Origin of the sequence: Pseudomonas sp. PB106 (assembly GCF_009764645.1) — a bacterium.
Lineage (GTDB): Bacteria > Pseudomonadota > Gammaproteobacteria > Pseudomonadales > Pseudomonadaceae > Aquipseudomonas.
Genome location: NZ_RWIM01000061.1, coordinates 40525 through 63626, shown reverse-complemented (window position 1 = coordinate 63626; position 23102 = coordinate 40525). Strand labels below are relative to the sequence as shown.

The window sequence follows — 23102 nt, the reverse complement described above, 5'->3', positions numbered from 1 at the left end:
TTGAGTTCTACTTAAAAAGTGGGAGCGCGATACAGGTCGTAGGTCTGGCGAATCATCAACGCGGCGCTGAAACGCTCGCGGACGATGCTCCGTCCTTCGTTGCCGAGGTCGAGCAGGCGTGGCTTCTGGATTTTCTTCAGCACGTCGGCCAACGCCTGGTGATCACCGGACGGAAAGACGTAGCCGGACACTTCGTTGGTGACCAGTTCTGGCAGCGACGTGCAATTGCTGGCGATCACCGGCAAACCCATGGCCATGCCTTCCAGCGGCACCATGGCGAAACCTTCCCAGCGACTCGGCACGATCAGCGCATCGGATTGTTGATACAGCGCCTGCACCTCGCTCGGCGTGACCCACGGCAGGTACTCGACGCCGTCCATCGGCGGGCACTCGACCGCGTCCTCGTTGACGGCGCTGCCAACCACGGTCAGCTTCATGTCGCTGCGCTGGACCTTGGCGTAGGCCTTGAGCAGCACGTCGAAGCCTTTTTGGTAGTCGAGGCGACCGACGAACAGCAAATGAATCGGCGCCGGGCTGTCAGTTTTCGGCGCGTCATCCCTGTGATGAATGCCGTTGTAGATGAGCTTCATGCGCTTGCGCTCGATGCCGAACCGCGCGGCTTTATCCAGCTCGTACTGGCTGACGCAGATGATCACGTCGGTGACCTTCTGCAGCACCCGCTCGATCCACGCATAGACTTTCTGCTTGATCGGCGAGCTTTCCATCAAAAACGAAAACGCATGCGGGCAATAGACGATTTTCGGCTTGCGCCACGGTCGCAACAGCACGCACACGCAACGGCCGATCACCCCGGAGAAGGTGCTGTGCAAATGCACCACATCGGGTTTTTCCTTGAGCATCACTTGAGTCAGGCGCCAGGCGAAGCGCAGCAACGACGGCACGTTGCGCCCGGTGCGAGGGAAGGTGCGGATCTGCTGCGCGCCGATGCCGTGCAATTCCCTGGCCTGATCGTCTGGCACCAGATACACCAGCTCGTAGTTCGCCGCGTCGCCTTCGGGCGAGGCCGAAATCGTGCGGATAACGGTCGCGACGCCACCTTTGATCGTCTCTGCCACGTGCAGTATTTTCTTCACAAATCACCCACTTCAAACAGGAAAAAACAGTCGCTGACAGTCAGGATTTGTCGGACGCGTATTCGTAGTTGTAATAGCCGTAGCCGCCGTTGCCGTAGTAACTGGCGGCACGCTTCTCGACGCCGTTGAACACCGCGCCTTTCAACTCGATGCCGTTCTGCGCGAAGCGGCGGATGGTCAGTTCGATCTCTTTGGCCGGGTTCACCCCGAAGCGCGTGACGATCAGGCTGATGCCCGCTTCACGGCCGACAATCGCCGCGTCGGTCACCGCCAGGAGCGGCGGCGTATCGATGATCACCAGGTCGTAGCGCTCGCTCAGTTCGGCGAGCAAGTCGCGGAAGTTGGCGTGCATCAACAGCTCGGAAGGATTGGGCGGCACCTGCCCGCGACTGATGAAGTGCAGGTTGTCGACTTCGACTTTGTTGATCGCCTGATCGATGCTGCAGCGCTTGACCAGCAGGTCGGACAAACCGTTGGTGATCGGCGTGTTGAGGGTTTTGTGCAGATGCCCTTTGCGCATGTCAGCATCGATCAGCACCACGCGCTGACCGCTGAGCGCCATGACCGCCGCAAGGTTGGACGAGACGAAGGTCTTGCCGACTTGCGGGCTCGGCCCGGAAATCATGATGCGGTTATTGGTCGAATCGAGCCCGGCGAAGTGCAGGCAGGTGCGAAGACTGCGGATCGATTCGATGGAAAGATCGGTCGGGTTGCGCAGCGCCAGCAGGTAAGCCGGCTTGTCGGCGCCATCGCGGGCGCGACCTTTTTTGCTGTCTTCTTCCTGCTGCAACGCGCTGTAGGGGATCGAGGCGTACACCGGCAAACCGAGCTGCTCGATGGCTTCCGGGCCTTCGAGACCACGGCTCAGGGATTTGCGCAGGAGCACCAGCGCCACGCCGACGAAGGCACCGAAGAATGTAGCGATTAGCACAATCAGGGCTTTTTTCGGTTTGACCGGACTGGTCAGGTCGACGTCAGCCGTATCGACCAGACGCACGTTACCCACCGCACCGGCGCGGACGATGTCCAGCTCCTGGGCTTTGTTCAGCAACTGCGTGTAGATCTGCGAAGCGACTTCGACATCGCGGGTCAGGTTAAGCAATTCCTGCTGCGTGGCGGGCAGGTCGCCGACCTTGCCTTCCAGCGACTTCTGTTGCTGGGTCAGTTCGCCAATCTGGCTCATCAACGCACGATAGGCCGGATGCTGCTTGGTGAACTTGCGGTCCATCTCCGCCTGCTGCATTTTCAGCTCGGAAATCCGCGTTTCCAGCGCCACGGACTGACCGAGCACCGATTGCGTTTCCAGCGAGATGTTCACGGTCTTGCCGTGGGTCTGGTAGACATTCAGCGCATCACTGGCCTTGGCCAGATCACGTTTGACCTGCGGCAACTGGCTTTGCAGGAACGCCAGACTCTGCGCGGCCTCCGCTGAGGTGCGGCGCACGTTCTGGTCGACGTACAGCGCGGCGATCTTGTTGAGAATCTTCACCGCCTCGGCGGCGTCACTGCTGGCCAGTGCCAGTTTGATAATCCCCGATTCCTTGCCTTGCTCGGAGATGTCCAGCGCGTCCTGATAACCCTGAATGGTCACGATCCGTGGGTTGCGCACCACTTCGAAACGCGTTCCGGGATTGGCCTGCAACTGGGTGATCTGCCCTTCTACGCCGTCCTGCGCGAACGCTTCACCGGCGACGCCGTCGACCAGCAGGTTGTCGTTGTCATCGAGCAACTGGAAGTGCTTCTGTTCGCCAGCGATCAGGGTGAGTTTCTTGCCCAGCAGTTCTTTTGGCAGATTCAGCCGGGCAAACTCCAGGCGCTCACCGCCCCAGGCGTAGCTGTTCAGGCCGAAACGCGGCGCCGCGACGCTGGTCTCGGTTTCGCCGCGATAACGCCGGGCGAGAAAACCGCCAATCATCGGGAAGGTGTTGGGGGTGACGTCGATGTCCAGACGCAGGTCGTCGACGGTTTTGCCGATCACTGCGCGGGATTTGATAATGCCGATTTCGGTCACCGACGGCGATTGCCCACCGAGCATGCTGTTGAGGTCGGAGAAACCGAGCATGTCGTTCTTTTTCGGTTCGACCTGCACCAGCGCGTTGGCTAGGTACACCGGCGTGGCCAGAACCGCATAGGCGACGCCGGTGACCATGAAGGCGCCGGTCAGCGCACCGATCAACCACTTCTGGTCGATCAGGCTGCCAAAGATGCCGAGCAGATCAATACTGTCTTGATCATTGTCGCGGGTGCCGATTACGGACGGTAACTGCATAAGTCTGTTCTTACCATTCACTGTTCTGAAGAATATTCATCAATGCCCGAGACGCTTTGCCCATGAACTAACAGCATCTTCAATCAATGCGTGGGCATGAATAAAAGCGGCCTTGCCTTGACGATACGGGTCTTGTATTTCGCGCTCGCTCTGCCACTTGCCGAGCAGAAACACTTTGCCTCTGGCGTGAGAGGCAATCTTCAGCACTTGATTTACATGCTCTTTTTCCATGACCAGAATCAGGTCTGATTCATTGACAATGTCCGAGGTCAGTTGCCGCGCCTTGAATCCGTCGGCATTGTGTCCGTGGTCTTCGAGCACCTGTCGCGCCGAGGCCTCGACGCCCTCGCCGACGCGGGCGGAGAGGCCGGCGGAAGACACCGAAATCGATGAAGGCGCCAGTGCGTTACGCAACATGAGTTCTGCCGTCGGACTTCGGCATATGTTGCCCACGCAGACAACAAGGATCTTTCTGAACAAGGTTATACTTTCCTGTGTAATGTCAAACGGCCAACATCCCGAGAGCAATTGAATGAACCCTCAAGATCTTCATGCACTCAGAAATAGATTCGCCCTGTTAGTACTGGAGCATTAAGTACCACAGCGTTTTAAAGTCCCCCAACCACAATTAGCGGACTAAAAATAACTGTGATTTTCAGATAATGGTTTTCCGACAAAAAATAACATTCGTGCACTAAGTGCCATCACCTCACTCGAAAATTGAGTAACGAGATCATTTATTCGAAGTTGTCATTTCTCTTCGGGAGAGCAGACATGAAATCAACACATCTCAAAAAACTCGGCGCCTTGGCGCTGACGATGCTGGGTGCGACGGCTCAGGTTCACGCCAGCGAACTGTTTCCCAACCTTCCGGCCAAGAACATCGGGGTTCAGGTCAAGATTCAGAACTTCACGGCCGCCGACGCCGCGCAGATCAAAACGGCAGGCTTCGGTTTTGTCCGCTTCGGTGTGTGGAGCGACAGCCTGACTGCCAAAGCCTACCAGCAGCAGGTCAGCGATGCGTTTGCGGCGGCAAAATCTGCGGGGTTGCCGGTGCTGTTAACGGTGCGCGCGATCAAGCCATTGAACAGCGCGGACCTGCCGGGCGCTGGTGCGGCTTTCGCCAATGCCGTGACAACGCTGGAATCGTCCTACGGCTCGCAAATGGTCGCCCTTGAACTGTGGAACGAGCCAGACCTGGAAACCTACTGGCCGACACGTAATTTCGACACGACCTTCGCGCCCTTCATGGGTGCGGTGTGCAAGGGTCTGCAAGGCAAACCGCAATCAACCCCACGGGTCGGTTACGGCTTCGCCCGGCCGCCGAGCGCCGGTTCGGCCTCCACCGTGGCACTCAACCGTATCGTCAGCGAATACCCGAAATGCCTGAATGCGATCTCCTATCACCCTTACGGCATGACGGCCACGCAGATCAGCAATGCGCAGACCTTCATTCAGCAGAACTTCCATGTGCCCGGTGTCATCAGCGAATGGGGCATTTCCGCGCTTGCCTCAAACGGCGGCGTGGAAGGGCAAGCGAGCAAGATCAACGCGTTCATCGGCGATGTTAAAAAACTCAACATCCCGTTGACCTCCATCTACGAATGGAAGAACAGCGATTCGGGCAGTAACGAGCGCGAGAAGAACTTCGGCCTGCTGACCTCGGACGGCCAGCCGAAACCGGCGCGAATGTCGGTCGAAGCCCTGTTGAACGCTGAGTAGTCGGTGCGCAACCGATCTGTACGCAGGTCGGTTGCTTTGAACCTGTGAGCGCTTTTGGCATCGTATTCATCGATAGCACGCCCCGCCTTTCAAACAATCGGTTTCAGGTTGTTGCCGCAGGGGCTGTCGATACACGTAACCGCCCTTGAGTGGCTGTCAGCGCTCGGGTAATGTCATCAGACCCATAGGACAGAGCACGCCCATGACTTCCAAGCTGGAACAACTCAAACAGTTCACCACCGTTGTTGCCGATACCGGCGATTTCGAAGCGATTTCCCGTGTGAAACCGGTCGACGCAACCACCAACCCTTCCCTTCTGCTCAAGGCAGCCGCCATTCCTGGCTATGCAGAGCTGCTCAATGCCTGCGTCAGCGACTGCAAGGGCGATGTCGGCCTGGCCAGCGACCGCTTTGGCGTCGCGGTCGGTCAAGAAATCCTTAAAGTGATTCCGGGGCGTATTTCCACTGAAGTGGATGCGCGCCTGTCGTTCGACAAAGACGCCGTACTGAAGCGCGCCCATCGCCTGATCGAGCTGTACGACAAGGCCGGCATTGGCCGCGACCGCGTGTTGATCAAGATCGCCTCCACCTGGGAAGGTATCCGCGCTGCCGAAGTGCTGGAAAAGGAAGGCATCCAGACCAACCTGACCCTGCTGTTCTCCTTCGCCCAGGCTGCGGCTTGCGCCGATGCCGGCGTGTTCCTGATTTCGCCGTTCGTGGGCCGTATCTACGACTGGTACAAGAAAGCCAACGGCAACGACTACACCGGCGCGGATGATCCGGGCGTACAGTCGGTGACGCGCATCTACAACTACTACAAGGCCAATGACTACAAGACGGTGGTCATGGGCGCGAGCTTCCGCAACCTCAATCAGATCGAGCAACTGGCTGGCTGCGACCGCCTGACCATCAGCCCGGACCTGATCGACAAACTGGCAGCCGATACCGGCAAGCTGGAGCGCAAACTGGCGCCAGGCAATGCCGGCGAAGCGCGTCTGAGCCTGAACGAAGCGCAATTCCGCTGGCTGTCCAACGAAGACGCAATGGCCACCGAAAAACTGGCCGAGGGCATCCGTCAGTTTGCTCGCGACCAGGAGAAGCTTGAGGCGCTGTTGCAGGCCAAGCTGTGATTTGAGTTAGAGAAATGCAAAAAGGGCGAACCTGTGAGGGTTCGCCCTTTTTTATTCCGTCAGCCATGAAAATGTATCGTCTGATCTGACGCCTTCGCGAGCAAGCTCGCTCCCACAAGGGGATTTGTGAACGACGCTGATCCAGCGTGGGAGCGAGCTTGCTCGCGAAGGGGCCAGCCCAGATAACATCACTTCATGAGATCAATGCCGCTCGAGGGCATTGACCAGGTCATGGAACGCTTCACGGTTGGAGTCGTTCAGGCCCATGAGGATCTTGTGCGCTTCCAGCACCTTGATCCGCACCACTTCTTCCGACTGATCCTGATCCGGCAGGTCGTCCAGGCACTCCGGGCATGGCACCGGGTGGTTGACGATGTTGAACACCTGCTCGAAGCCCATCGATTGCAGCAGACGGGTAATGTCATCGTGAGTGGTGACGACGGTCGGCAACAGGCCGACCTTCTGCCGCGACAGGATCGACAGCTTGGCCAACAGGCCCAGCGTCGTGCTGTCGATGCTGCGGGTTTCGGTCAAATCGATCACGATCGCGTTGAAGTTCAGCGCGGTGAAGATTTTCTCAATAGTCGCATCCAACGCCGAACACAGGGTCAGGCGAACTTCACCGACGAACTTGAGGACGAAGGTGCCGTCCTGCTCGGCGAACTGGATTCTACCGGTACTCATTAAAGATTCCTGCTCAACACCAACAGGGCGATATCATCCGGCATCTCCCCTAGCGTGGCCAATCCAAACACTTGCCGCAGACCATCCAGGCTGCCGCCCGCCGACTTCACCCGTTGAGGCAAAGCGGCTTCCTTTTCTTTGAGCGTCGGTTCTGGCAAAAGATCCAGAATGCCATCCGACATCAGCGTCAGGCTGAACGTCGGCGGCAGCTCAAGCACGTGATCTTCGTAGGTGGCTTCATTGAAAAGCCCCACCGGCAGACCACGACCTTCGAGATAACGAACACTGTCAGGCGTGTACAACACAGGCAACGGCAGATGGCCGCCGATGCTATAGGTCAACAAACCGGTCTCCTCGTCGATGACTCCACCGACCATTGTGACGTGTTTACCCAGCTTACAACTGATCAGTCCCCGGTTGATATGGCCCAGGACTTCCGAAGGCTTGAATTCCGGCAATGTGCCGTTGCGCTTGGATTCGAACAGCAAGCGCGTGGTCATGAACTTCAGCAGCACGGTGACAAAAGCTGAAGAGGCGCCATGACCGGATACATCCGCCAGGTAGAACGCGACCCGGCGCTCGTCGACGCGGAAATAGTCGACAAAATCACCCGACAGGTACAACGACGGAATGATCTGGTGAGCAAACTTGAACTCGTCAATGCTCCACGGACTTTCCGGCAGCATGTTCATCTGCACCTGGCGACCGGCATTCTGGTCTTCCTGGAGCAGGTTCAGGCTGGCCGCAAGCTCGCGGTTGGCCTTTTCCAGCTTCTCGCGGTAGCGCTGGTTTTCCACCAGCAACCGCGCACGATCCAGGGCCCGACGTACGGAATGCTCGAGCACTGCCAGATCTTCGAGGGGCTTGATCAGGTAATCCGCCGCGCCCAAGCGCAGAGCCTCGACCGCGTCGTTCATCACGCCCGCGCCCGAGACCACGATCACCGGCGTTTGCGGTGACAGCTCGGTGACCTGACGGATGAGTTCGAGACCGCCCATCTGCGGCATGCGCAGATCGCAGATGACCAAGTCGGGCTTGTCTTGCTCGAATACCTGGAGACCCTGTTGACCATTGCTGGCCTGCAGGACGCTGAAACCACTGTCTTCCAAATAGGCCGCGAGGCTCGCGCGCACTACTTCGTCATCATCGATTATCAGCAGCGTGGCACTGGTTTTTGGCATGTGGGCAAACGGCGCCAGAATTAGGTTGGCGTAGTTGGCGGAGCTTATTGGCCCTGCACTGACTACTGGATTCGCTTTCTAGCCTCTCTGCTGCACCGCTTTCGAGCCTGGGCCTTGAACGCGGTTGCACCAGAGGTGCCCTTCTAAGGCGCAGACGGTACTCCCATCCGCAGAGCGTTTCAAGCATGCGCCGATGGTCGCTTGACGACTTTACTTGTCAAATCACCGAGAGTTATAAGAACAGCTCAAACCGTAACCCAATGGAAGGACGAACCTATGAGTCAAACCAGTCGGGACTACAGCGAAAAGCGCGATTTCATCCGCATGCGGGTCGATGCCGATGTCGTGTTGATTCATGAAGGGGATGACATTTCCGGGGTGTGCATCGACCTCTCCAGCAGTGGCATGCAGGTCGAAGCACCCCGCCAGTTCGCGGTCGGCGACCGTTTGACGGTGCGCATCGACTCCGAGCACGCCGCGCTCAGCGGTCTCGAGGCAGAGACTGAAGTGGTCTGGGTCAGGCCCCAGGATGGCGGCGGCCAGAAGCTCGGCCTGACCATTGTGAAGATGAAATAGCTACACACAAAAAAGGCGACCCTGAGGTCGCCTTTGTTTTTACCGGTCGAGATCAAAAATCGTCTTCGACTTGGCCATCTTTCACCTTGAACTCGCGGTTCTGCAGGTAAGCGTTGCGGATGAAGGTGTACTTGTCGCCGCTGATCAGCTTCTCGCTCGACAGCAGGCTGGCGCGGGTGTCGACGATGTTCAGACCGAAGATCGAGTTACGCGCCGGCACGTCGTCGATGTAGCGGTACATCCCGGTGAAGCTGTCGACGTACTTCGACGGCGCATCACGCAGAGTGCTCGGGCCCATCAGCGGCAGCATCACGTATGGACCGCTGCCCACACCCCAGTAGCCCAGAGTCTGGCCGAAGTCTTCGTCGCTGCGATTCAGCCCCATCTTGGTGCCGACGTCGAAGAAGCCGAGCAGACCGAAGGTGGTGTTGAAGATCAAACGTGCGGTGTCGACGCCTGCGGCAGCCGGTTTGGCCTGCAGGATGTTGTTGGCAAGGTTGGTGACATCACCGACGTTGCGGAACATGTTGTGAATGCCGTCTTCCAGAAACTGCGGAGTGACGAACTCGTAACCCTGCGCCAGTGGCTTCAGCGCGTAGGTGTCAACGAAGTCGTTGAACTGGAAAATCGGGCGGTTGACGCTTTCCCAAGGGTCTTCTTCCGTTGCGGCCTGAGTGGCGAACGGCGCCAGCAACAGGCCGGCACATACACTTAGCTGAGCGAGCGGATAGCTCCAGCGCATAGAAAAACTCCTTGGGATTGTACTGTCGCGGACATCGGAGCCCGGGCATTAAGGCCGCTAGTATAAGCGCAAAAGCCCGTTTGGACAGTCCGGGCAATGAAGCCGTCTGTAGGACGCTTCCGGAGCAGCCTTTCACACAGGTGTCATCCAACTGTCACTGACAAGCCCTAGCCTGAACGTTATTTCAGGGACGCTGCCATGACACACGCTGAAACCTTGCCCCTCGCCGCGCCCAGCCTGACGGCAGTGCTGTTCGGACTCAGCGGTTGCCTGGTGGATTTCGGTGCGCGCGCCCGACAGCAAACCACTGCCCTGCCTGAATACGCCGAGGCCACACCGGGTGCACTCGACAGTCTGCACAGTTTGCAACACCAGCAAATTCCCTGTGTCTGGCTGGATGACCTGCCCCCTGCCCTTGCTCAGCCCTTGTCGGCCTCACTGCCGGCGTGGATCAAGCCGGCGCAACATTCAGCAACAATCAATCCGTGGCCGGCCCCGAACGCTTGCTGGCAGGCACTGATGGACCTGAACGTCAGCCGTCTGGAAGGTTGCGTATTGGTTAGCGGTGAACCGCGTTTGCTGCAGTCGGGCCTCAACGCCGGGCTGTGGACGATCGGCCTCGCCTCGTGCGGTTCGCTGTGCGGCCTGGCGCCGGGCGAATGGCAGGCCTTGAGCCAGAGAGAACGCGAACAACTGCGCGGCAAGGCAACCATGCAGTTATTCGGCCTCGGCGTGCATTCAGTCATCGATCATCTGGGCGAGCTCGACACCTGCCTGGCCGACATCCGCCTGCGCCGGCTCAAAGGCGAAAAGCCCTGATCGGGATCATGCAGGTTTGACGGGAGTGGATTAATCTAAAGGTCAGCCATAGACCTTTGGCGCGCGGCTGCGGTCAATGCCAGTGCCTCTCGATAAAAGGAAAACACCATGCCGGCCCAAGAACTGCAGAAACAGCTCGAAACCCTGCGCGAGCAACTGGAGCAGAATCCGCCACTGTCGGAAGCCGAACGTGAAGACTTACGCGTGTTGATGGCGCAGATTGAATCCGAAATTCAACTGGAAAATGCCACTCAGGACGCCAGCATCGCCGATGGCGTCAACCTCGCCGTCGAGCGCTTCGAAGTCGAGCACCCGGCGATTGCCGGCACATTGCGCAACATCGTCAATGCGCTGGGCAGCATGGGGATCTAGGATTTCCGGCCGCACAAAAAAAGCCCTGCCATTACTGGCAGGGCTTTTTCATTTCTGACATTTAAAAGATCGCAGCCTTCGGCAGCTCCTACCTCTGGAATGCACTCCCCTGTAGGAGCTGCCGAAGCTGCGATCTTTTGATCTTACTGTCGCACCAGCCTGTGGTTCGGCAGTTGTACGCTTTCAGTGCTGCGATACGGGTTGATGTCCAGGCCACCGCGACGCACGTAACGGGCAAATACGGTCAGCTTCTCCGGCTTCAGAAGACGTTGCAGGTCGAGGAAAATCCGCTCCACACACTGTTCATGGAAGTCCGAGTGCTGGCGGAAGCTGACGATGTATTCCAGCAAGCTGGCGTGATCCAGCGCCGAGCCACGATATTCCACCACCACCGTGCCCCAGTCCGGCTGACTGGTGACCGGGCAGTTGGATTTGAGCAGATGGCTGTACACCGTCTCTTCGACGATGCGCGAATCATCGCAACGCAGCAGTTCCGGACGCGGATGCTCATAGTTGCTGACGCTGATATCCAGATCATCGATGCACACGCCCGGCAGCGCCACGACGCCTTCCACTTCAACGTCCTTGAGGCTGCGAACGCGCACGCCCACCGGTTTGCCGGCGGCGGCAGACAGATCCTTGACCAGCGTCGCTTCCAGGGTTGCGACATCGGCAAACACCGTCTGATTCAACGAGTTCAGATACAGCTTGAACGACTTCGATTCGATGATGTTCGGCGAGTCCGCCGGGATGCTGAATTCGCCAATCGCCACCACCGGTTTGCCGGATGGCAGCAGCCACGAGAGCTCGAAGCAGTTCCAGAAATCCACACCTTTGTACGGCAGGGTTTCGGCGGTCAGACCCAGCTCGGCCCATTTCGCGGTGCGCGGAATCGGGAACAGCAGGGACGGCGTGTACGTGGCGATGTATTCGCTGGATTTGCCCAGCGGCGAATGTTCGGCTGCGGGATGCATGGCGGAAACCTGACTGAAGAATCAGCGGATTCTACCAGCCTTTGCCCGCGCCTTTGAGTGCTTACTGACTGACAGTCAGTTTACCGACCATGCCCGCCTGATAATGCCCGGGAATATTGCAGGCGAATTCAAGGCTCGTCGCCTTGCTGAAGGTCCAGGTCAGCTCTGCCGTCTTGCCCGGCTCGACCAGCACGCTGTTCGGGTCGTCATGCTTCATGCCATGGCCCATCGCTGCGTGATCCATGCCCGCCATGTCGTGGGACATTTCTTTCATTGCCGTCGGCGTAAGCATGCCGCTTTGCTGCATCTGCAACATTTCCTGCTGATGTTTGGCATGCATCGCTGCATCACCAAGGTTGAATTCGTGCAGCAACTGGCCCTTATTCACCAGCACAAAGCGAACAGTCTCACCGGCCTTGACCTCAATCGCCTTCGGATCGAAGGACATGTCGTTCAGCACTACTTCAATGCTGCGCGTGGCTTGGGCGGCAGGCGCAGGCTGGCCGAAGTCATAGGTGTGCCCCGACGCTGCCCATGCCGATGAACTCAGCGCCAACAAACACAAGGCCAGGGATTGGCGTAAAAACATGGTCGTTCTCCAACAAGATAAGGTTCAGCCTGTGGGAAACTTTAACCGCCCTGCGCTGGCATCTACCTGACAGGCAGATTACAACTTTGTCAGGTTGACGCTTGCTGCTGGCTGTCACGGTATAAAGCGTCTGTTTCTACACCCCCCGAACCAACCCGAGTCGTCCATGAAACTGTTGATCGTCGAAGACCAAGCGAAAACCGGCCAATACCTGCGCCAAGGGCTGACCGAGGCCGGGTTCAACACGGAACTGGTGGCCGACGGCAACAGCGGGCAACAATTGGCGTTGAGCGGAGACTACGCCCTGCTGATCCTCGACGTGATGCTGCCCGGTCGCAATGGCTGGCAAATCCTCCACGCCGTGCGCGAAGCAGGGCTGGATACGCCGGTGCTTTTTCTTACGGCTAAAGACGCAGTGGAGGACAGGGTTCACGGACTTGAACTCGGCGCCGACGACTATCTGGTCAAACCTTTCGCCTTCTCCGAGCTGCTGGCGCGGGTGCGCAGCCTGCTACGCCGTGGCAGCGCCATACCCCAGGAAACCAGTCTGCAACTGGCCGATCTGCGCCTTGATCTGATCCGCCGCCGGGTTGAACGCGGTGGCCAGCGCATTGACCTGACCGCCAAGGAATTCGCCTTGCTGGAAATGCTGCTGCGTCGCCAGGGTGAGGTGCTGCCGAAATCGCTGATCGCTTCACAAGTCTGGGACATGAATTTCGACAGCGACACCAACGTCATCGAAGTGGCGATCCGTCGTTTGCGCCTGAAGATCGACGACGAATTCCCTGACAAGCTGATCCACACCGTACGCGGCATGGGTTACGTGCTTGAAGAGCGCAGCGCCTGATGCGCCGCATGTCCCTGAGTTCGCGTCTGGCCTTGCTGTTTGCCGCCTGTACCGCCGTGGTTTCACTGTTCGCCGGGGTACTGTTCAACCGCGCCAGCGAAGCCCACTTCATCGAACTCGACCAGCAACAACTGGACGCCAAGCTGATCGGTCTGCGCCGTGCGTTGCAGGATGTTCAACCTGCCCAGCGCGAGGCGCGGCTGGCGGATGAGCTGAGCCGTCAGGCCGACTTGTCTTTGCGCATTACTGGCCGTGACGGTCAGCGCGGATACGACAGCTCGACGCAGATTCCCGTGGATTTACCGCAACAACCCGGCCTGTCGACGGTCAGCAGCGGCGGCACCGATTATCGCGTGCTGAACGCCCCCCTCTACCCTGACCAAGCCGACTCGGCGCAACTGACGCTGCTGCTCGACATCACCCATCACCAACACTTTCTGCAGCGCATGCAGCACCTGATCTGGCTGACCGTCGGCCTCTCGGCGCTGGCCACCGCGTTGCTCGGCGCCTGGGCGGCCCGCAGCGGTTTACGTCCCTTGCGGCGCATGAGTGCAGTCGCCCGTGGGATTTCCGCTCAATCGCTCAACGCCCGACTGCCAGAAGAACAAATGCCGCCAGAACTTGCGGAAATGGCCCACAGCTTCAACGCCATGCTCGCACGCCTCGACGACTCGTTTCAGCGACTCTCGGCATTCTCCGCCGACATCGCCCATGAATTGCGCACACCGCTGTCGAACCTGCTGACCCACACCCAGGTCACCCTCACCCGCCCTCGGCCCATCGAGGACTACCGCGAAGCACTGCACAGCAACCTCGAAGAACTGCAATGGATGGCGCAACTGGTCAACGATATGTTGTACCTGGCCAAGGCCGATCACGGCTTGCTGATGCCCAAGCGCGAACCGCTGGAATTGGCGGACGAGACCGATGTGTTGCTGGAGTTTTTTGCGCCGTTGGCGGAAGACGCCGGGGTCAAGCTGAGCCGCGAAGGCAATGCACAGATTGAGGGTGATCGCAGCATGTTGCGCCGGGCCTTGTCGAATCTGCTGGATAACGCCCTGCGCTTCACCCCGGCCGAAGGCTATGTGAGTTTGCGGATCACTGACCAAGTGAACGCTGTACACATTTCAGTCGAGAACAGCGGTGAAGGGATTTCTGCGGAGTTGTTGCCACGCTTGTTCGACCGGTTTTATCGGGCGGATCCGGCGCGACAGGAAGGCAGCAGTGAGCATGCGGGGTTGGGGTTAGCGATTACTCAGTCGATCATCCGCGCCCATGGCGGGCAGATTCATTGCGAATCGGAGGCGGGTTGGACGCGGTTTGTGATTGAGTTGCCTCGAACCTGATCGTTCCCACGCTCAGCGTGGGAACGATCATGGAGTCGCTTACGAATATCTCAGCGCGTGAGCCGGCTCGATCTTCGCCGCCCGCCACGCCGGATATACCGTCGCCAGGAAGCTGAGGATAAAGCCCGCCGAGCAGATCAACAGCACATCCCCACCCTGCAACTCCGACGGCAGATTGCTGACGAAGTACACATCGGAACTGAAGATGTGCTGCCCGCTGACTCGCTCGATCCAGCCCACGATCTGACTGACATTCAGCGCGGCGATTACGCCCAACACGCCACCAATAATGGTGCCGACAATCCCGATCACCGTGCCCTGCACCATGAAGATCGCCATGATCTGCCGGGGCGTGGCGCCGATGGTGCGCAGGATCGCGATGTCCGCGCCCTTGTCGTTCACCACCATGATCAGGGTCGCGATGATGTTGAACGCCGCCACCGCGACGATCATCAGCAACAGCAGGCCGATCATGGTTTTTTCCATTTTCATCGCGCTGAACAGGCTGCCCTGAGTATGCGTCCAGTCGTCAGCCTTGAACTCGGCGCCCAAACCGGCGGCGATGTCCGAGGAGACTTTCGGCGCCGCGTACAGGTCTTTCACCGCCAGACGCACGCTCTGCACCTGATTCGGTTCCCAGTGCTGCATGGTCGCGGCATCGGCGACGTGGATCAGGCCCATCGAGCCGTCCAGTTCAGCGCCGACCTTGAACACGCCGACCACGTTCAGACGCTGCATGCGCGGGGTAATGCCGCCCGGTGCGGTACTGACTTCCGGGACGATCAGGGTGATCTTGTCGCCAACGTTGAGGCGGAAACGCCGCGCCGTGATCTCACCGATCACCACGCCGAACTCGCCCGGTTTCAACGCGTCGAGACGGCCCTGCACAATGTGCTGGGCGACGATCGAGACCTTGCCTTCCTGCGCCGGATCGACGCCGCTGATCTGGATCGGCTGCATCAAGCCCTTATAGGAGAGCATGCCTTCCATCTCAGTGAACGGCACGGCGGCGGTCACTTCAGGATTTTTCATTGCAGCGGCGGCCACCGGCTGCCAGTCATCAATCGGCTTGACGCCAACGATGGTCGCGTGCGGCACCATGCCGAGGATGCGCGAACTCATTTCGCGCTGGAAGCCGTTCATTACCGACAACACCACGATCATTGCCAGCACGCCGAGGGCAAGGCCGATCATCGAGGTCATCGAAATGAACGAAACGAAGCGATTGCGGCGCTTGGCGCGGGTATAGCGCGTGCCGATAAAGATCGATAACGGTCTGAACATTCGCTGGGGCACCGTATAAAAATAAAAGACCCGACGCCGTTTCCGGCGCCGGGTTTCAGCCAATCAGATGGGGGTCAGGCAGCCATCCTGCAAATGCAGAACGCGGTCCATCTGGCGGGCGAGGTTCATGTCGTGGGTCACCACCAGGAACGCGGTGCGCATCGAGGTGCTGAGTTCCAGCATCAAATCCTGAATGCCCTGGCCGGTGTGGGAGTCGAGGTTGCCGGTCGGCTCGTCGAGCATCACCAGGCCTGGCTTGTTCACCAGCGCGCGGGCGATGGCCACACGTTGACGCTCACCACCGGACAGTTCCGACGGTTTGTGCTCGAGACGATGGCCGAGGCCGACGCGCTCCAGCAATGCCGTGGCGCGCTGACGCGCTTCCGGGATCGGCGTCTTGCCGATCAGCAGCGGCATGCACACATTTTCCAGCGCAGTGAATTCCGGCAGCAGGTGGTGGAACTGGTAGACGAAACCGAGCGACCGGTTACGCAGCAGGCCACGCTTCTTCTCGCTCAAGGCCGACAGCTCTTCACCGTCGAGCCAGACGCTGCCCTGGGTTGGCGTGTCCAGACCACCGAGCAGGTTGAGCAAGGTACTTTTGCCCGAACCCGAGGTACCGACAATCGCCACACGCTCACCCGGTTGCAACTCCAGTTGCAGACCGGCGAGGACTTCTACCGATTCCGGGCCTTCCTCGTAGGATTTGCCCAGGTTGCGGCAGCTCAAGATTGCTTTTTCACTCATGCCCGACTCACTCATAACGTAGCGCCTCCGCCGGCTGGGTGCGTGCGGCACGCCAGGCGGGATACAGGGTGGCGAGGAAACTCAGAACCAACGCCGCCGCGCAGACCATGACCACGTCCTGGCTCTGCACCTGCGACGGAAGATAATCAATGAAATACACGTCAGCATTAAGGAATTTGTGGCCGATCAGGCCTTCCAGTGCCGAGATCGCCGCGCTGACGTTGAGCGCCGCGAAAATCCCGACCACCGCGCCAATCGCTGTACCGACCACGCCAATCACCGTGCCTTGCACCATGAACGTGCGCATGATCGTGCCCGGCGTCGCACCCAACGTGCGCAGAATAGCGATGTCGCCCTTCTTGTCGTTGACCACCATCACCAGCGTGGAAATGATGTTGAACGCGGCGACGGCGACGATCAGCAGCAACAGCAGGCCGATCATGGCTTTTTCCATGCGGATCGCCTGATACAGATTGCCGTGGGTGCGGGTCCAGTCGCGGGCGTAGTAATGGTCTTCGCCAAGTTGCTGGGCGATGTTCCATGCCTCACGCGGCGCCTGGAACAGGTCGTCGAACTTGAGACGCAAGCCCTGCACCTGATCCGGCTTCCAGCGGTGCATTTTCGCCAGATCCTGCAGGTTGGTGACGCCCAGATAGCCATCGAGCTCACCAGCGCCAACATGGAAAATGCCGACGACGGTGAAGCGCTTCATGCGCGGGAACATCCCGGCCGGGGTCACGCTGACCTCCGGCGCGACGAAGGTGACCTTGTCACCGATGCCGACGCCGAGCTTGGTCGCGGCCTTGTCGCCGATGACGATGCCGAAGCTGCCCGGCGTCAAATCGTCGAGTTTGCCCTGCTTCATGAAGTTGTCGATGATCGACACGTTGCGCTCGAGCGCAGGGTCGATGGCGTTGAGCAACACCTTGGACACCTGACCGTTATTGGTCAGCAAGCCCTGCATCTGGGTGAACGGCGCGACGGCCGTCACCTGCGGGTTCTGCTTGACCTTGGTGGCCAGGCTTTGCCAATCGTTGATTGGCTCAGTGGATTCGATGGTCGCGTGGGGCACCATGCCCAGCACGCGGGTGCGCATCTCATGATCGAAGCCATTCATCACCGACAGCACGACGATCATCACGACCACGCCAAGGGCGAGCCCGATCATCGAAGTCAGGGAAATGAATGACACAAAATGATTGCGACGCTTTGCACGGGTATAACGCGTGCCGATAAATACGAAGAGAGGTCTGAACATGTCGGGGCTTGTTCGGAGGGAAAAGGAACGTCCTTGTGGCGGGGGTCGATAACCAGCTTTACACTCAGACCACCGCCGCTACCATGGGTTCGCCATGTCGACATTAGATGAAGAAGATCGCCGCGAATACTACCGTATCGAGGACACGATCGCACTGGAAATTCGGCCCCTGTCCGCTCCCGAAGCCGCAGGCCAGGAAGTGTTGCAGGATGCTTCCCCGCTCTTCAACCTGCTCAGCGAACTGCACCTGAGCGAATTCGAGTCGCAGCACCTGTTGCGCCAGATCAGCGAGCGCGACCGCGCCATTGCTGCGTTCCTGAAATCCCAGAACAAACGCATCGACCTGCTCAGCCAGGTGGTCGCCCTGACCGTGCTCGGCCAGATCGGCGAGCCGCAACCGGTGATCATTTCCGAAGGCGGCGTCGACTTTCAGCACCCGACGCCCATCGCCGCTGGTGCTCACCTGTCGGTGAAACTGGTGCTGATGCCGCAAGCGCTGGGCCTGCTGCTGCGCGCCCGCGTCACCCATTGCGACCGCAAGGGCGACGGTTACGACGTCGGCACAGAGTTTGAACACCTGACCGACGCCCAGCGCCAGTTGCTCGCCCGCTATATCTTGCAAAAGCAGGCCCAGGAACGACGTCTGGCCCGCGAACAGAACGAATCAGGCATTTAATTTAAGGAAGAACCGTGACCCTCATCTACGGCCACCGCGGCGCCAAGGGCGAAGCACCGGAAAATACCCTGAGCAGCTTTCAGGAATGTCTCAAGCACGGCGTGCGCCGCTGCGAACTGGATCTGCACCTGTCCAAGGACGGCGAGTTGATGGTCATCCACGACCCGACTCTCAAGCGCACCACGGAACGGCGCGGCAAAGTCGTCGAACACACCGCCGCCGAACTGGTGACCTACGACGCGCGCAAGGGTGGCCCGGGCTGGATCAAGCCGTGCCCGATTCCGACGCTGGAAGAGTTGTTCGAAAAGTGTGATTTCGAGCACTGGCAACTGGAAGTCAAAAGCGCTTCACGCACCCGCGCCGCAACCACCGTGCTGGCGATTCGCGAAATGGCCCAGCGCCATGGCCTGCTCGACAAGGTGACAATCACCTCGAGTTCGCGGGAAGTGCTGAAAGCTGCGCTGGATCTGGTGCCGGATGTGTCGCGGGGGTTGGTCGCCGAGTACGCCTGGCTCGACCCATTGAAGGTCGCGGCAAGCTATGGCTGTGAGATTCTGGCGCTGAATTGGACGCTGTGTACGCCGGAACGCCTGCAGAAGGCGCAGCGTCAAGGGCTGCATGTGTCGGTGTGGACCGTCAACGAGCCTGCGCTGATGCGCAGACTCGCCGACTTCGGCGTTGACAGCCTGATTACAGACTTTCCCGGTTTGGCCACTGCCACGCTCGAGAATTGCTGAAATCGGTCTCCCCGGCCGGCTCAGGCCACCGGCCGGAGCCCGTCAAAAAAGCCGGTTGAGGCCGTCGTACGCCGCTACCCGATAGGCTTCGGCCATGGTCGGGTAGTTGAACGTCGTGTTGACGAAGTACTTCAGGGTATTCAGCTCGCCCGGCTGGTTCATGATCGCCTGACCGATGTGAACGATCTCCGACGCCTGATAACCGAAGCAGTGAACGCCCAATACTTCCAGGGTTTCACGGTGGAACAGGATCTTCAGCATGCCTTGCGGCTCGCCGGCGATCTGCGCACGCGCCATGCTCTTGAAGAACGCCTTGCCGACTTCGTAAGGCACTTTGGCCTGGGTCAGCTCCTGCTCGTTCTTGCCGATCGAACTAATCTCCGGAATCGTATAGATGCCGGTTGGCACGTCATTCACGAAACGCCAGCTACCGTTATCAACGATGCTGCCAGCGGCGGAACGACCCTGGTCGTGGGCGGCACTGGCCAGGCTTGGCCAGCCGATCACGTCACCAGCACCGTAGATGTTCGGTACGCAGGTGCGGTACGCCTCGTCGACTTCGATCTGGCCACGGCTGTTGACCTTGACGCCGATGTTTTCCAGACCCAGCGTATCGGTGTTGCCGGTACGGCCGTTGCACCAGAGCAAGGCGTCGGCCTTGATCTTCTTGCCCGATTTCAGATGCAGGATCACGCCGTTATCGACGCCTTCGACGCGATCGTAATCCTCGTTGTGACGCACGGTAATGTTGTTGTTGCTGAAGTGGTAGCTCAACGCCTGGGAGATTTCCGAGTCAAGGAAGCTCAGCAACTGACCACGGTTATCGACCAGCTCGACCAGCACACCCAGACCGCTGAAGATCGACGCGTATTCGCAACCGATCACGCCGGCGCCGTAAACGATCAGTTTGCGCGGGGTGTGGCCGAGGCTGAGGATGGTGTCGCTATCGTAGATCCGCGGGTGGTGAAAATCGATGTCCGCCGGGCGATATGGGCGCGAACCGGTGGCGATGATGATGTGCTTGGCCACCAGTTTCTCGACCACACCGTTGGCGCAGACCACTTCGATGGTTTGCTCGTCGGCGAAGCTGCCTGTGCCGAAGAACACGTCGACGCGGTTGCGGGCGTAGTAGCCGGTACGCGAAGCGACTTGTTTGGAAATGACTTTCTCGGCGCTTTTCAACACGTCCGGAAAGGAGAACCAGCGTGGCTCGCCGATCGCCCGGAACATAGGGTTAGTGTTGAACTGCATGATCTGCCGCACCGAGTGACGCAGTGCCTTGGACGGAATGGTGCCGAGGTGGGTGCAGTTACCGCCGACCTGGCGACGGCTGTCGACCATCGCGACCTTGCGCCCTGCTTTGGCGGCGTTCATTGCCGCGCCTTCTCCCGCCGGGCCGGAACCCAGCACCACCACGTCGTAGTTGTAGACAGCCATGCGTACTCCTCAGAACAGGCCGCGGTGCCAGCAGCACCTACGGCTAAATCACGCCGAACGGCGGCGCGAAGGAACAATTGGGGGTCAATCAAGAACCCGGACACAGTCTATAGAAGCGTCAACGCCGCGCACATTAACCCTTGGTCGCGTCGTAGGCTACTTTTGCCTGCACTACAACGCCAGCTTTCGTATTGTTCTCAGTCAGTTTTCTTGCCACTGAGGCGCTCGAAAGCCTTGTTGGTGCGGACGACAAAACCTGTATCGGCACGCATGACAAAGAATGCACCAATGTCATGTTTTTCGGCATAGTCCCAAGCCCGTTCGGGGCCAAGAATAAGCAACAGCGTCGATAGTCCATCGGCCATCAACGCTGAAGGATGAATCACTGTGACTGACGCCAGGTCGTGTAGGACCGGTGCACCGCTGCGCGCATCGAAGGTGTGGGAATAACGCCGGCCATCCTGCAGGAAATAGTTGCGATAGTCGCCGGACGTGGAAACGCCGTAGCCATCGACATTAATGACGCGTTCGGCGACCTGCTGATCTTCGCGAGGCTCTTCCAAGGCAACGCGCCACGGTGAGCCGTCGAGTTTTTTGCCTTTGGCTTTTAATTCACCGGTGGCTTCGGCGAGGTAGTTGTGGATGCCCATGGCGTCGAGTCGGGCCGCAATGGCGTCGACGGCATAACCGGCGGCGATGCTGTTGAAGTCGACTTCGACGGCGGCGTCTTTGCACAACTGATCGCCATTGATTTGCAAATGCTGATAACCAACGCGCGACATCACCTCAGCCAGTGCATCGGCGTCAGGGACTTTCTCTTCGCGTCCTTGCGGGCCGAAGCCCCAGAGATTCATCAGCGGCTCCAGGGTAAGGTCGTAGGAACCTTCGCTTTGCGCTGACAGCTGCTCGCCAACGCGGATCAGTTCAAGCACAGATGCCGGCATTTTCTGACAGCTGCTCGCGGGCAAAGCGTTGAAGCGCTCGATGTCCGAATCATTGCGATAAGTGGATAACTGCCGATCAACTTCGCCGAGGATGCTCTCCACTTCACGGCGAACCTGCGTCGCGTCAGGCATGTCGGCGTGGCGCACATACTTGATCGAGTACGTGCTGCCCATGGTCGGCCCACCGAAACCCTCAGTGGAATCGCCATTGCCGCAGCCAGCCAATAGGCCACCCAGAATCACGAGCCCAAGCAACCGTCCAGTGAACAATTATTCATCTCCCCGTAAAACCACGGCGGCCATTATGAATTAACGGATCTGCAACATCTTTATACAAAATCCAATAGTGAGACCTGACCATGTCCTCCACCACGGGCAAAGGCAAAGCGATCTTTCGCGTTGTCAGCGGCAACTTCCTCGAAATGTTCGACTTCATGGTCTACGGCTTTTACGCCACGGCCATTGCCAAGACCTTTTTCCCCTCCGACAGCGCCTTCGCTTCCCTGATGCTTTCGTTGGCGACCTTCGGCGCAGGCTTCCTGATGCGACCGCTGGGGGCGATTTTCCTCGGCGCCTACATTGACCGTCATGGCCGCCGCCAAGGCTTGATCATAACGTTGGCGTTGATGGCAGCAGGTACCGTGCTGATAGCTTGCGTACCCGGTTACGCCACACTGGGTGTCGCTGCGCCTTTGCTCGTACTGTTCGGCCGATTGTTACAAGGCTTCTCGGCGGGCGTAGAACTCGGCGGTGTGTCGGTGTATCTGGCAGAAATCGCCACCCCGGGTCGCAAGGGCTTTTTCGTCAGTTGGCAGTCCGCGAGCCAGCAAGCGGCGGTCGTCTTCGCCGGCCTGCTCGGGGTTGGCCTCAATCATTGGCTCAGCCCGGAACAAATGGGTGAGTGGGGCTGGCGCGTGCCGTTCCTGATCGGCTGCATGATTGTGCCGGTGATTTTCTTCATCCGTCGCTCGCTGGAAGAAACCCCGGAATTCCAGGCGCGGAAACATCGCCCTACCCTGCGGGAAATTGTCCGCTCTATCGGTCAGAACTTTGGCCTCGTCATCGCTGGCATGGCGCTGGTGGTGATGACCACGGTGTCGTTCTACCTGATCACCGCTTACACCCCGACCTTCGGCAAGGCTGAGTTGCACCTGTCGGATCTCGATGCGCTACTGGTGACGGTGTGCATCGGCCTGTCGAACTTCTTCTGGTTGCCGGTGATGGGCGCGGTGTCCGACAAGATCGGGCGAAAACCCCTACTGCTCGCGGCGACGATTCTGGCGATTCTTACCGCCTATCCCGCCCTGTCTTGGTTGGTGGCGAATCCGAGCTTCAGCCATTTGCTGATTGTCGAATTGTGGCTGTCGTTCCTCTACGGCTCGTACAACGGCGCGATGGTGGTGGCACTGACCGAGATCATGCCGGTAGAAGTGCGTACGACCGGGTTCTCGCTGGCGTACAGCCTGGCGACGGCAACCTTCGGCGGGTTTACCCCGGCGGCGTGTACGTACCTGATTCATGTGCTGGACAACAAGGCTGCGCCGGGGATCTGGCTCAGTGGCGCGGCGGTGCTGGGATTGCTGGCGACGCTGGTGTTGTTCCGTGGCAACAAGCATGAACTGCGCACGGCGCAAGCGGCCATACCCGGCGGAGCACGGTAGGACGCCATCGCTGG

Annotated in this window: 23 protein-coding genes; 10 read left to right on the top strand and 13 right to left on the bottom strand. The window is 59.1% G+C overall.

Features of this window, described 5'->3' with window-relative positions; all coding sequences use genetic code 11:
* Positions 1-11: 11 nt before the first annotated feature.
* Genes EJA71_RS08055 through EJA71_RS08045 form a run of 3 tightly spaced genes read right to left on the bottom strand, consistent with a single transcriptional unit; the run spans position 12 to position 3843 of the window.
* Complete coding sequence (locus EJA71_RS08055; RefSeq protein ID WP_158955756.1) at positions 12-1094, bottom strand: glycosyltransferase; 1083 nt, start codon at positions 1092-1094, stop codon at positions 12-14.
* A 40-nt stretch (positions 1095-1134) separates the two neighbouring features.
* Positions 1135-3363 (bottom strand): polysaccharide biosynthesis tyrosine autokinase, encoded by a 2229-nt coding sequence (locus EJA71_RS08050; RefSeq protein ID WP_158955754.1) that lies wholly within the window; start codon positions 3361-3363, stop codon positions 1135-1137.
* A gap of 39 nt (positions 3364-3402) precedes the next feature.
* Positions 3403-3843 carry a low molecular weight protein-tyrosine-phosphatase gene (locus tag EJA71_RS08045; RefSeq protein ID WP_158955752.1) on the bottom strand — a complete coding sequence of 147 codons (441 nt, stop codon included), beginning with the start codon at positions 3841-3843 and terminating at the stop codon, positions 3403-3405.
* A gap of 294 nt (positions 3844-4137) precedes the next feature.
* Here EJA71_RS08045 and EJA71_RS08040 point away from each other — a divergent pair, with 294 nt between their 5' ends.
* Entirely contained in the window at positions 4138-5085 is a 948-nt protein-coding gene (locus EJA71_RS08040) for a glycosyl hydrolase family 5 (RefSeq protein ID WP_158955750.1), read from the top strand.
* Positions 5086-5287: 202 nt separating this feature from the next.
* Positions 5288-6214 (top strand): transaldolase, encoded by a 927-nt coding sequence (tal, locus tag EJA71_RS08035; RefSeq protein ID WP_158955748.1) that lies wholly within the window; start codon positions 5288-5290, stop codon positions 6212-6214.
* A 201-nt stretch (positions 6215-6415) separates the two neighbouring features.
* Here the strand turns inward: tal and rssC are convergent, their stop codons facing one another.
* Complete coding sequence (gene rssC, locus EJA71_RS08030) at positions 6416-6898, bottom strand: anti-sigma factor antagonist RssC (protein ID WP_042560140.1); 483 nt, start codon at positions 6896-6898, stop codon at positions 6416-6418.
* Complete coding sequence (gene rssB, locus EJA71_RS08025) at positions 6898-8079, bottom strand: two-component system response regulator RssB (protein ID WP_158955746.1); 1182 nt, start codon at positions 8077-8079, stop codon at positions 6898-6900. Before rssB ends, rssC begins: the two co-directional genes overlap by 1 nt.
* A 276-nt stretch (positions 8080-8355) precedes the next feature.
* Here rssB and EJA71_RS08020 point away from each other — a divergent pair, with 276 nt between their 5' ends.
* On the top strand, positions 8356-8655 hold the full coding sequence (locus EJA71_RS08020) for a PilZ domain-containing protein (protein WP_158955744.1): 300 nt from the start codon (positions 8356-8358) through the stop codon (positions 8653-8655).
* 52 nt (positions 8656-8707) lie between these two features.
* Here EJA71_RS08020 and EJA71_RS08015 read toward each other — a convergent pair whose 3' ends face one another.
* The gene (locus EJA71_RS08015; protein ID WP_122595350.1) at positions 8708-9397 is read right to left on the bottom strand and encodes a VacJ family lipoprotein; all 690 of its coding nucleotides are present in this window, start codon (positions 9395-9397) and stop codon (positions 8708-8710) included.
* A gap of 198 nt (positions 9398-9595) precedes the next feature.
* Between EJA71_RS08015 and EJA71_RS08010 the strand changes: the two genes are divergently transcribed.
* Positions 9596-10216 (top strand): HAD family phosphatase, encoded by a 621-nt coding sequence (locus tag EJA71_RS08010; RefSeq protein WP_158955742.1) that lies wholly within the window; start codon positions 9596-9598, stop codon positions 10214-10216.
* A 108-nt stretch (positions 10217-10324) separates the two neighbouring features.
* Positions 10325-10588 carry a DUF4404 family protein gene (locus EJA71_RS08005; RefSeq protein WP_053122053.1) on the top strand — a complete coding sequence of 88 codons (264 nt, stop codon included), beginning with the start codon at positions 10325-10327 and terminating at the stop codon, positions 10586-10588.
* A gap of 143 nt (positions 10589-10731) precedes the next feature.
* Here EJA71_RS08005 and queF read toward each other — a convergent pair whose 3' ends face one another.
* The gene (gene queF, locus EJA71_RS08000; protein ID WP_158955740.1) at positions 10732-11562 is read right to left on the bottom strand and encodes an NADPH-dependent 7-cyano-7-deazaguanine reductase QueF; all 831 of its coding nucleotides are present in this window, start codon (positions 11560-11562) and stop codon (positions 10732-10734) included.
* A gap of 61 nt (positions 11563-11623) precedes the next feature.
* Complete coding sequence (locus EJA71_RS07995) at positions 11624-12151, bottom strand: plastocyanin/azurin family copper-binding protein (RefSeq protein WP_158955738.1); 528 nt, start codon at positions 12149-12151, stop codon at positions 11624-11626.
* A 166-nt stretch (positions 12152-12317) separates the two neighbouring features.
* Between EJA71_RS07995 and EJA71_RS07990 the strand changes: the two genes are divergently transcribed.
* Entirely contained in the window at positions 12318-12998 is a 681-nt protein-coding gene (locus EJA71_RS07990) for a heavy metal response regulator transcription factor (RefSeq protein ID WP_158955736.1), read from the top strand.
* Positions 12998-14344 (top strand): heavy metal sensor histidine kinase, encoded by a 1347-nt coding sequence (locus EJA71_RS07985; RefSeq protein ID WP_158955734.1) that lies wholly within the window; start codon positions 12998-13000, stop codon positions 14342-14344. Before EJA71_RS07990 ends, EJA71_RS07985 begins: the two co-directional genes overlap by 1 nt.
* A gap of 39 nt (positions 14345-14383) precedes the next feature.
* Here the strand turns inward: EJA71_RS07985 and EJA71_RS07980 are convergent, their stop codons facing one another.
* The 3 genes from EJA71_RS07980 to EJA71_RS07970 form a co-directional block, all read right to left on the bottom strand.
* Positions 14384-15628 carry a lipoprotein-releasing ABC transporter permease subunit gene (locus EJA71_RS07980; protein WP_102902248.1) on the bottom strand — a complete coding sequence of 415 codons (1245 nt, stop codon included), beginning with the start codon at positions 15626-15628 and terminating at the stop codon, positions 14384-14386.
* A gap of 63 nt (positions 15629-15691) precedes the next feature.
* A complete protein-coding gene (gene lolD / locus EJA71_RS07975; RefSeq protein WP_178113667.1) occupies positions 15692-16375 on the bottom strand; it encodes a lipoprotein-releasing ABC transporter ATP-binding protein LolD in 684 nt (227 codons plus the stop codon).
* 7 nt (positions 16376-16382) lie between these two features.
* Positions 16383-17633, bottom strand: a complete 1251-nt coding sequence (locus EJA71_RS07970; RefSeq protein ID WP_158955730.1) for a lipoprotein-releasing ABC transporter permease subunit — start codon at positions 17631-17633, stop codon at positions 16383-16385.
* A gap of 94 nt (positions 17634-17727) precedes the next feature.
* Between EJA71_RS07970 and EJA71_RS07965 the strand changes: the two genes are divergently transcribed.
* Both EJA71_RS07965 and EJA71_RS07960 read left to right on the top strand, forming a co-directional pair.
* Positions 17728-18309: a PilZ domain-containing protein gene (locus EJA71_RS07965; protein ID WP_158955728.1), complete on the top strand. Its 582-nt coding sequence runs from the start codon at positions 17728-17730 to the stop codon at positions 18307-18309.
* Between the two features lie 14 nt (positions 18310-18323).
* Positions 18324-19046, top strand: coding sequence for a glycerophosphodiester phosphodiesterase (locus EJA71_RS07960; RefSeq protein WP_007910500.1), 723 nt, complete (start codon positions 18324-18326; stop codon positions 19044-19046).
* A gap of 42 nt (positions 19047-19088) precedes the next feature.
* Here EJA71_RS07960 and sthA read toward each other — a convergent pair whose 3' ends face one another.
* Positions 19089-20483, bottom strand: a complete 1395-nt coding sequence (gene sthA / locus EJA71_RS07955) for a Si-specific NAD(P)(+) transhydrogenase (protein WP_158955726.1) — start codon at positions 20481-20483, stop codon at positions 19089-19091.
* 197 nt (positions 20484-20680) lie between these two features.
* A complete protein-coding gene (locus tag EJA71_RS07950) occupies positions 20681-21697 on the bottom strand; it encodes an FAD:protein FMN transferase (protein WP_158955724.1) in 1017 nt (338 codons plus the stop codon).
* 89 nt (positions 21698-21786) lie between these two features.
* On the opposite strand from EJA71_RS07950, the gene EJA71_RS07945 reads away from it, so the two are divergent.
* The gene (locus tag EJA71_RS07945; RefSeq protein ID WP_158955723.1) at positions 21787-23088 is read left to right on the top strand and encodes an MFS transporter; all 1302 of its coding nucleotides are present in this window, start codon (positions 21787-21789) and stop codon (positions 23086-23088) included.
* The last annotated feature ends 14 nt before the right edge of the window (positions 23089-23102 follow it).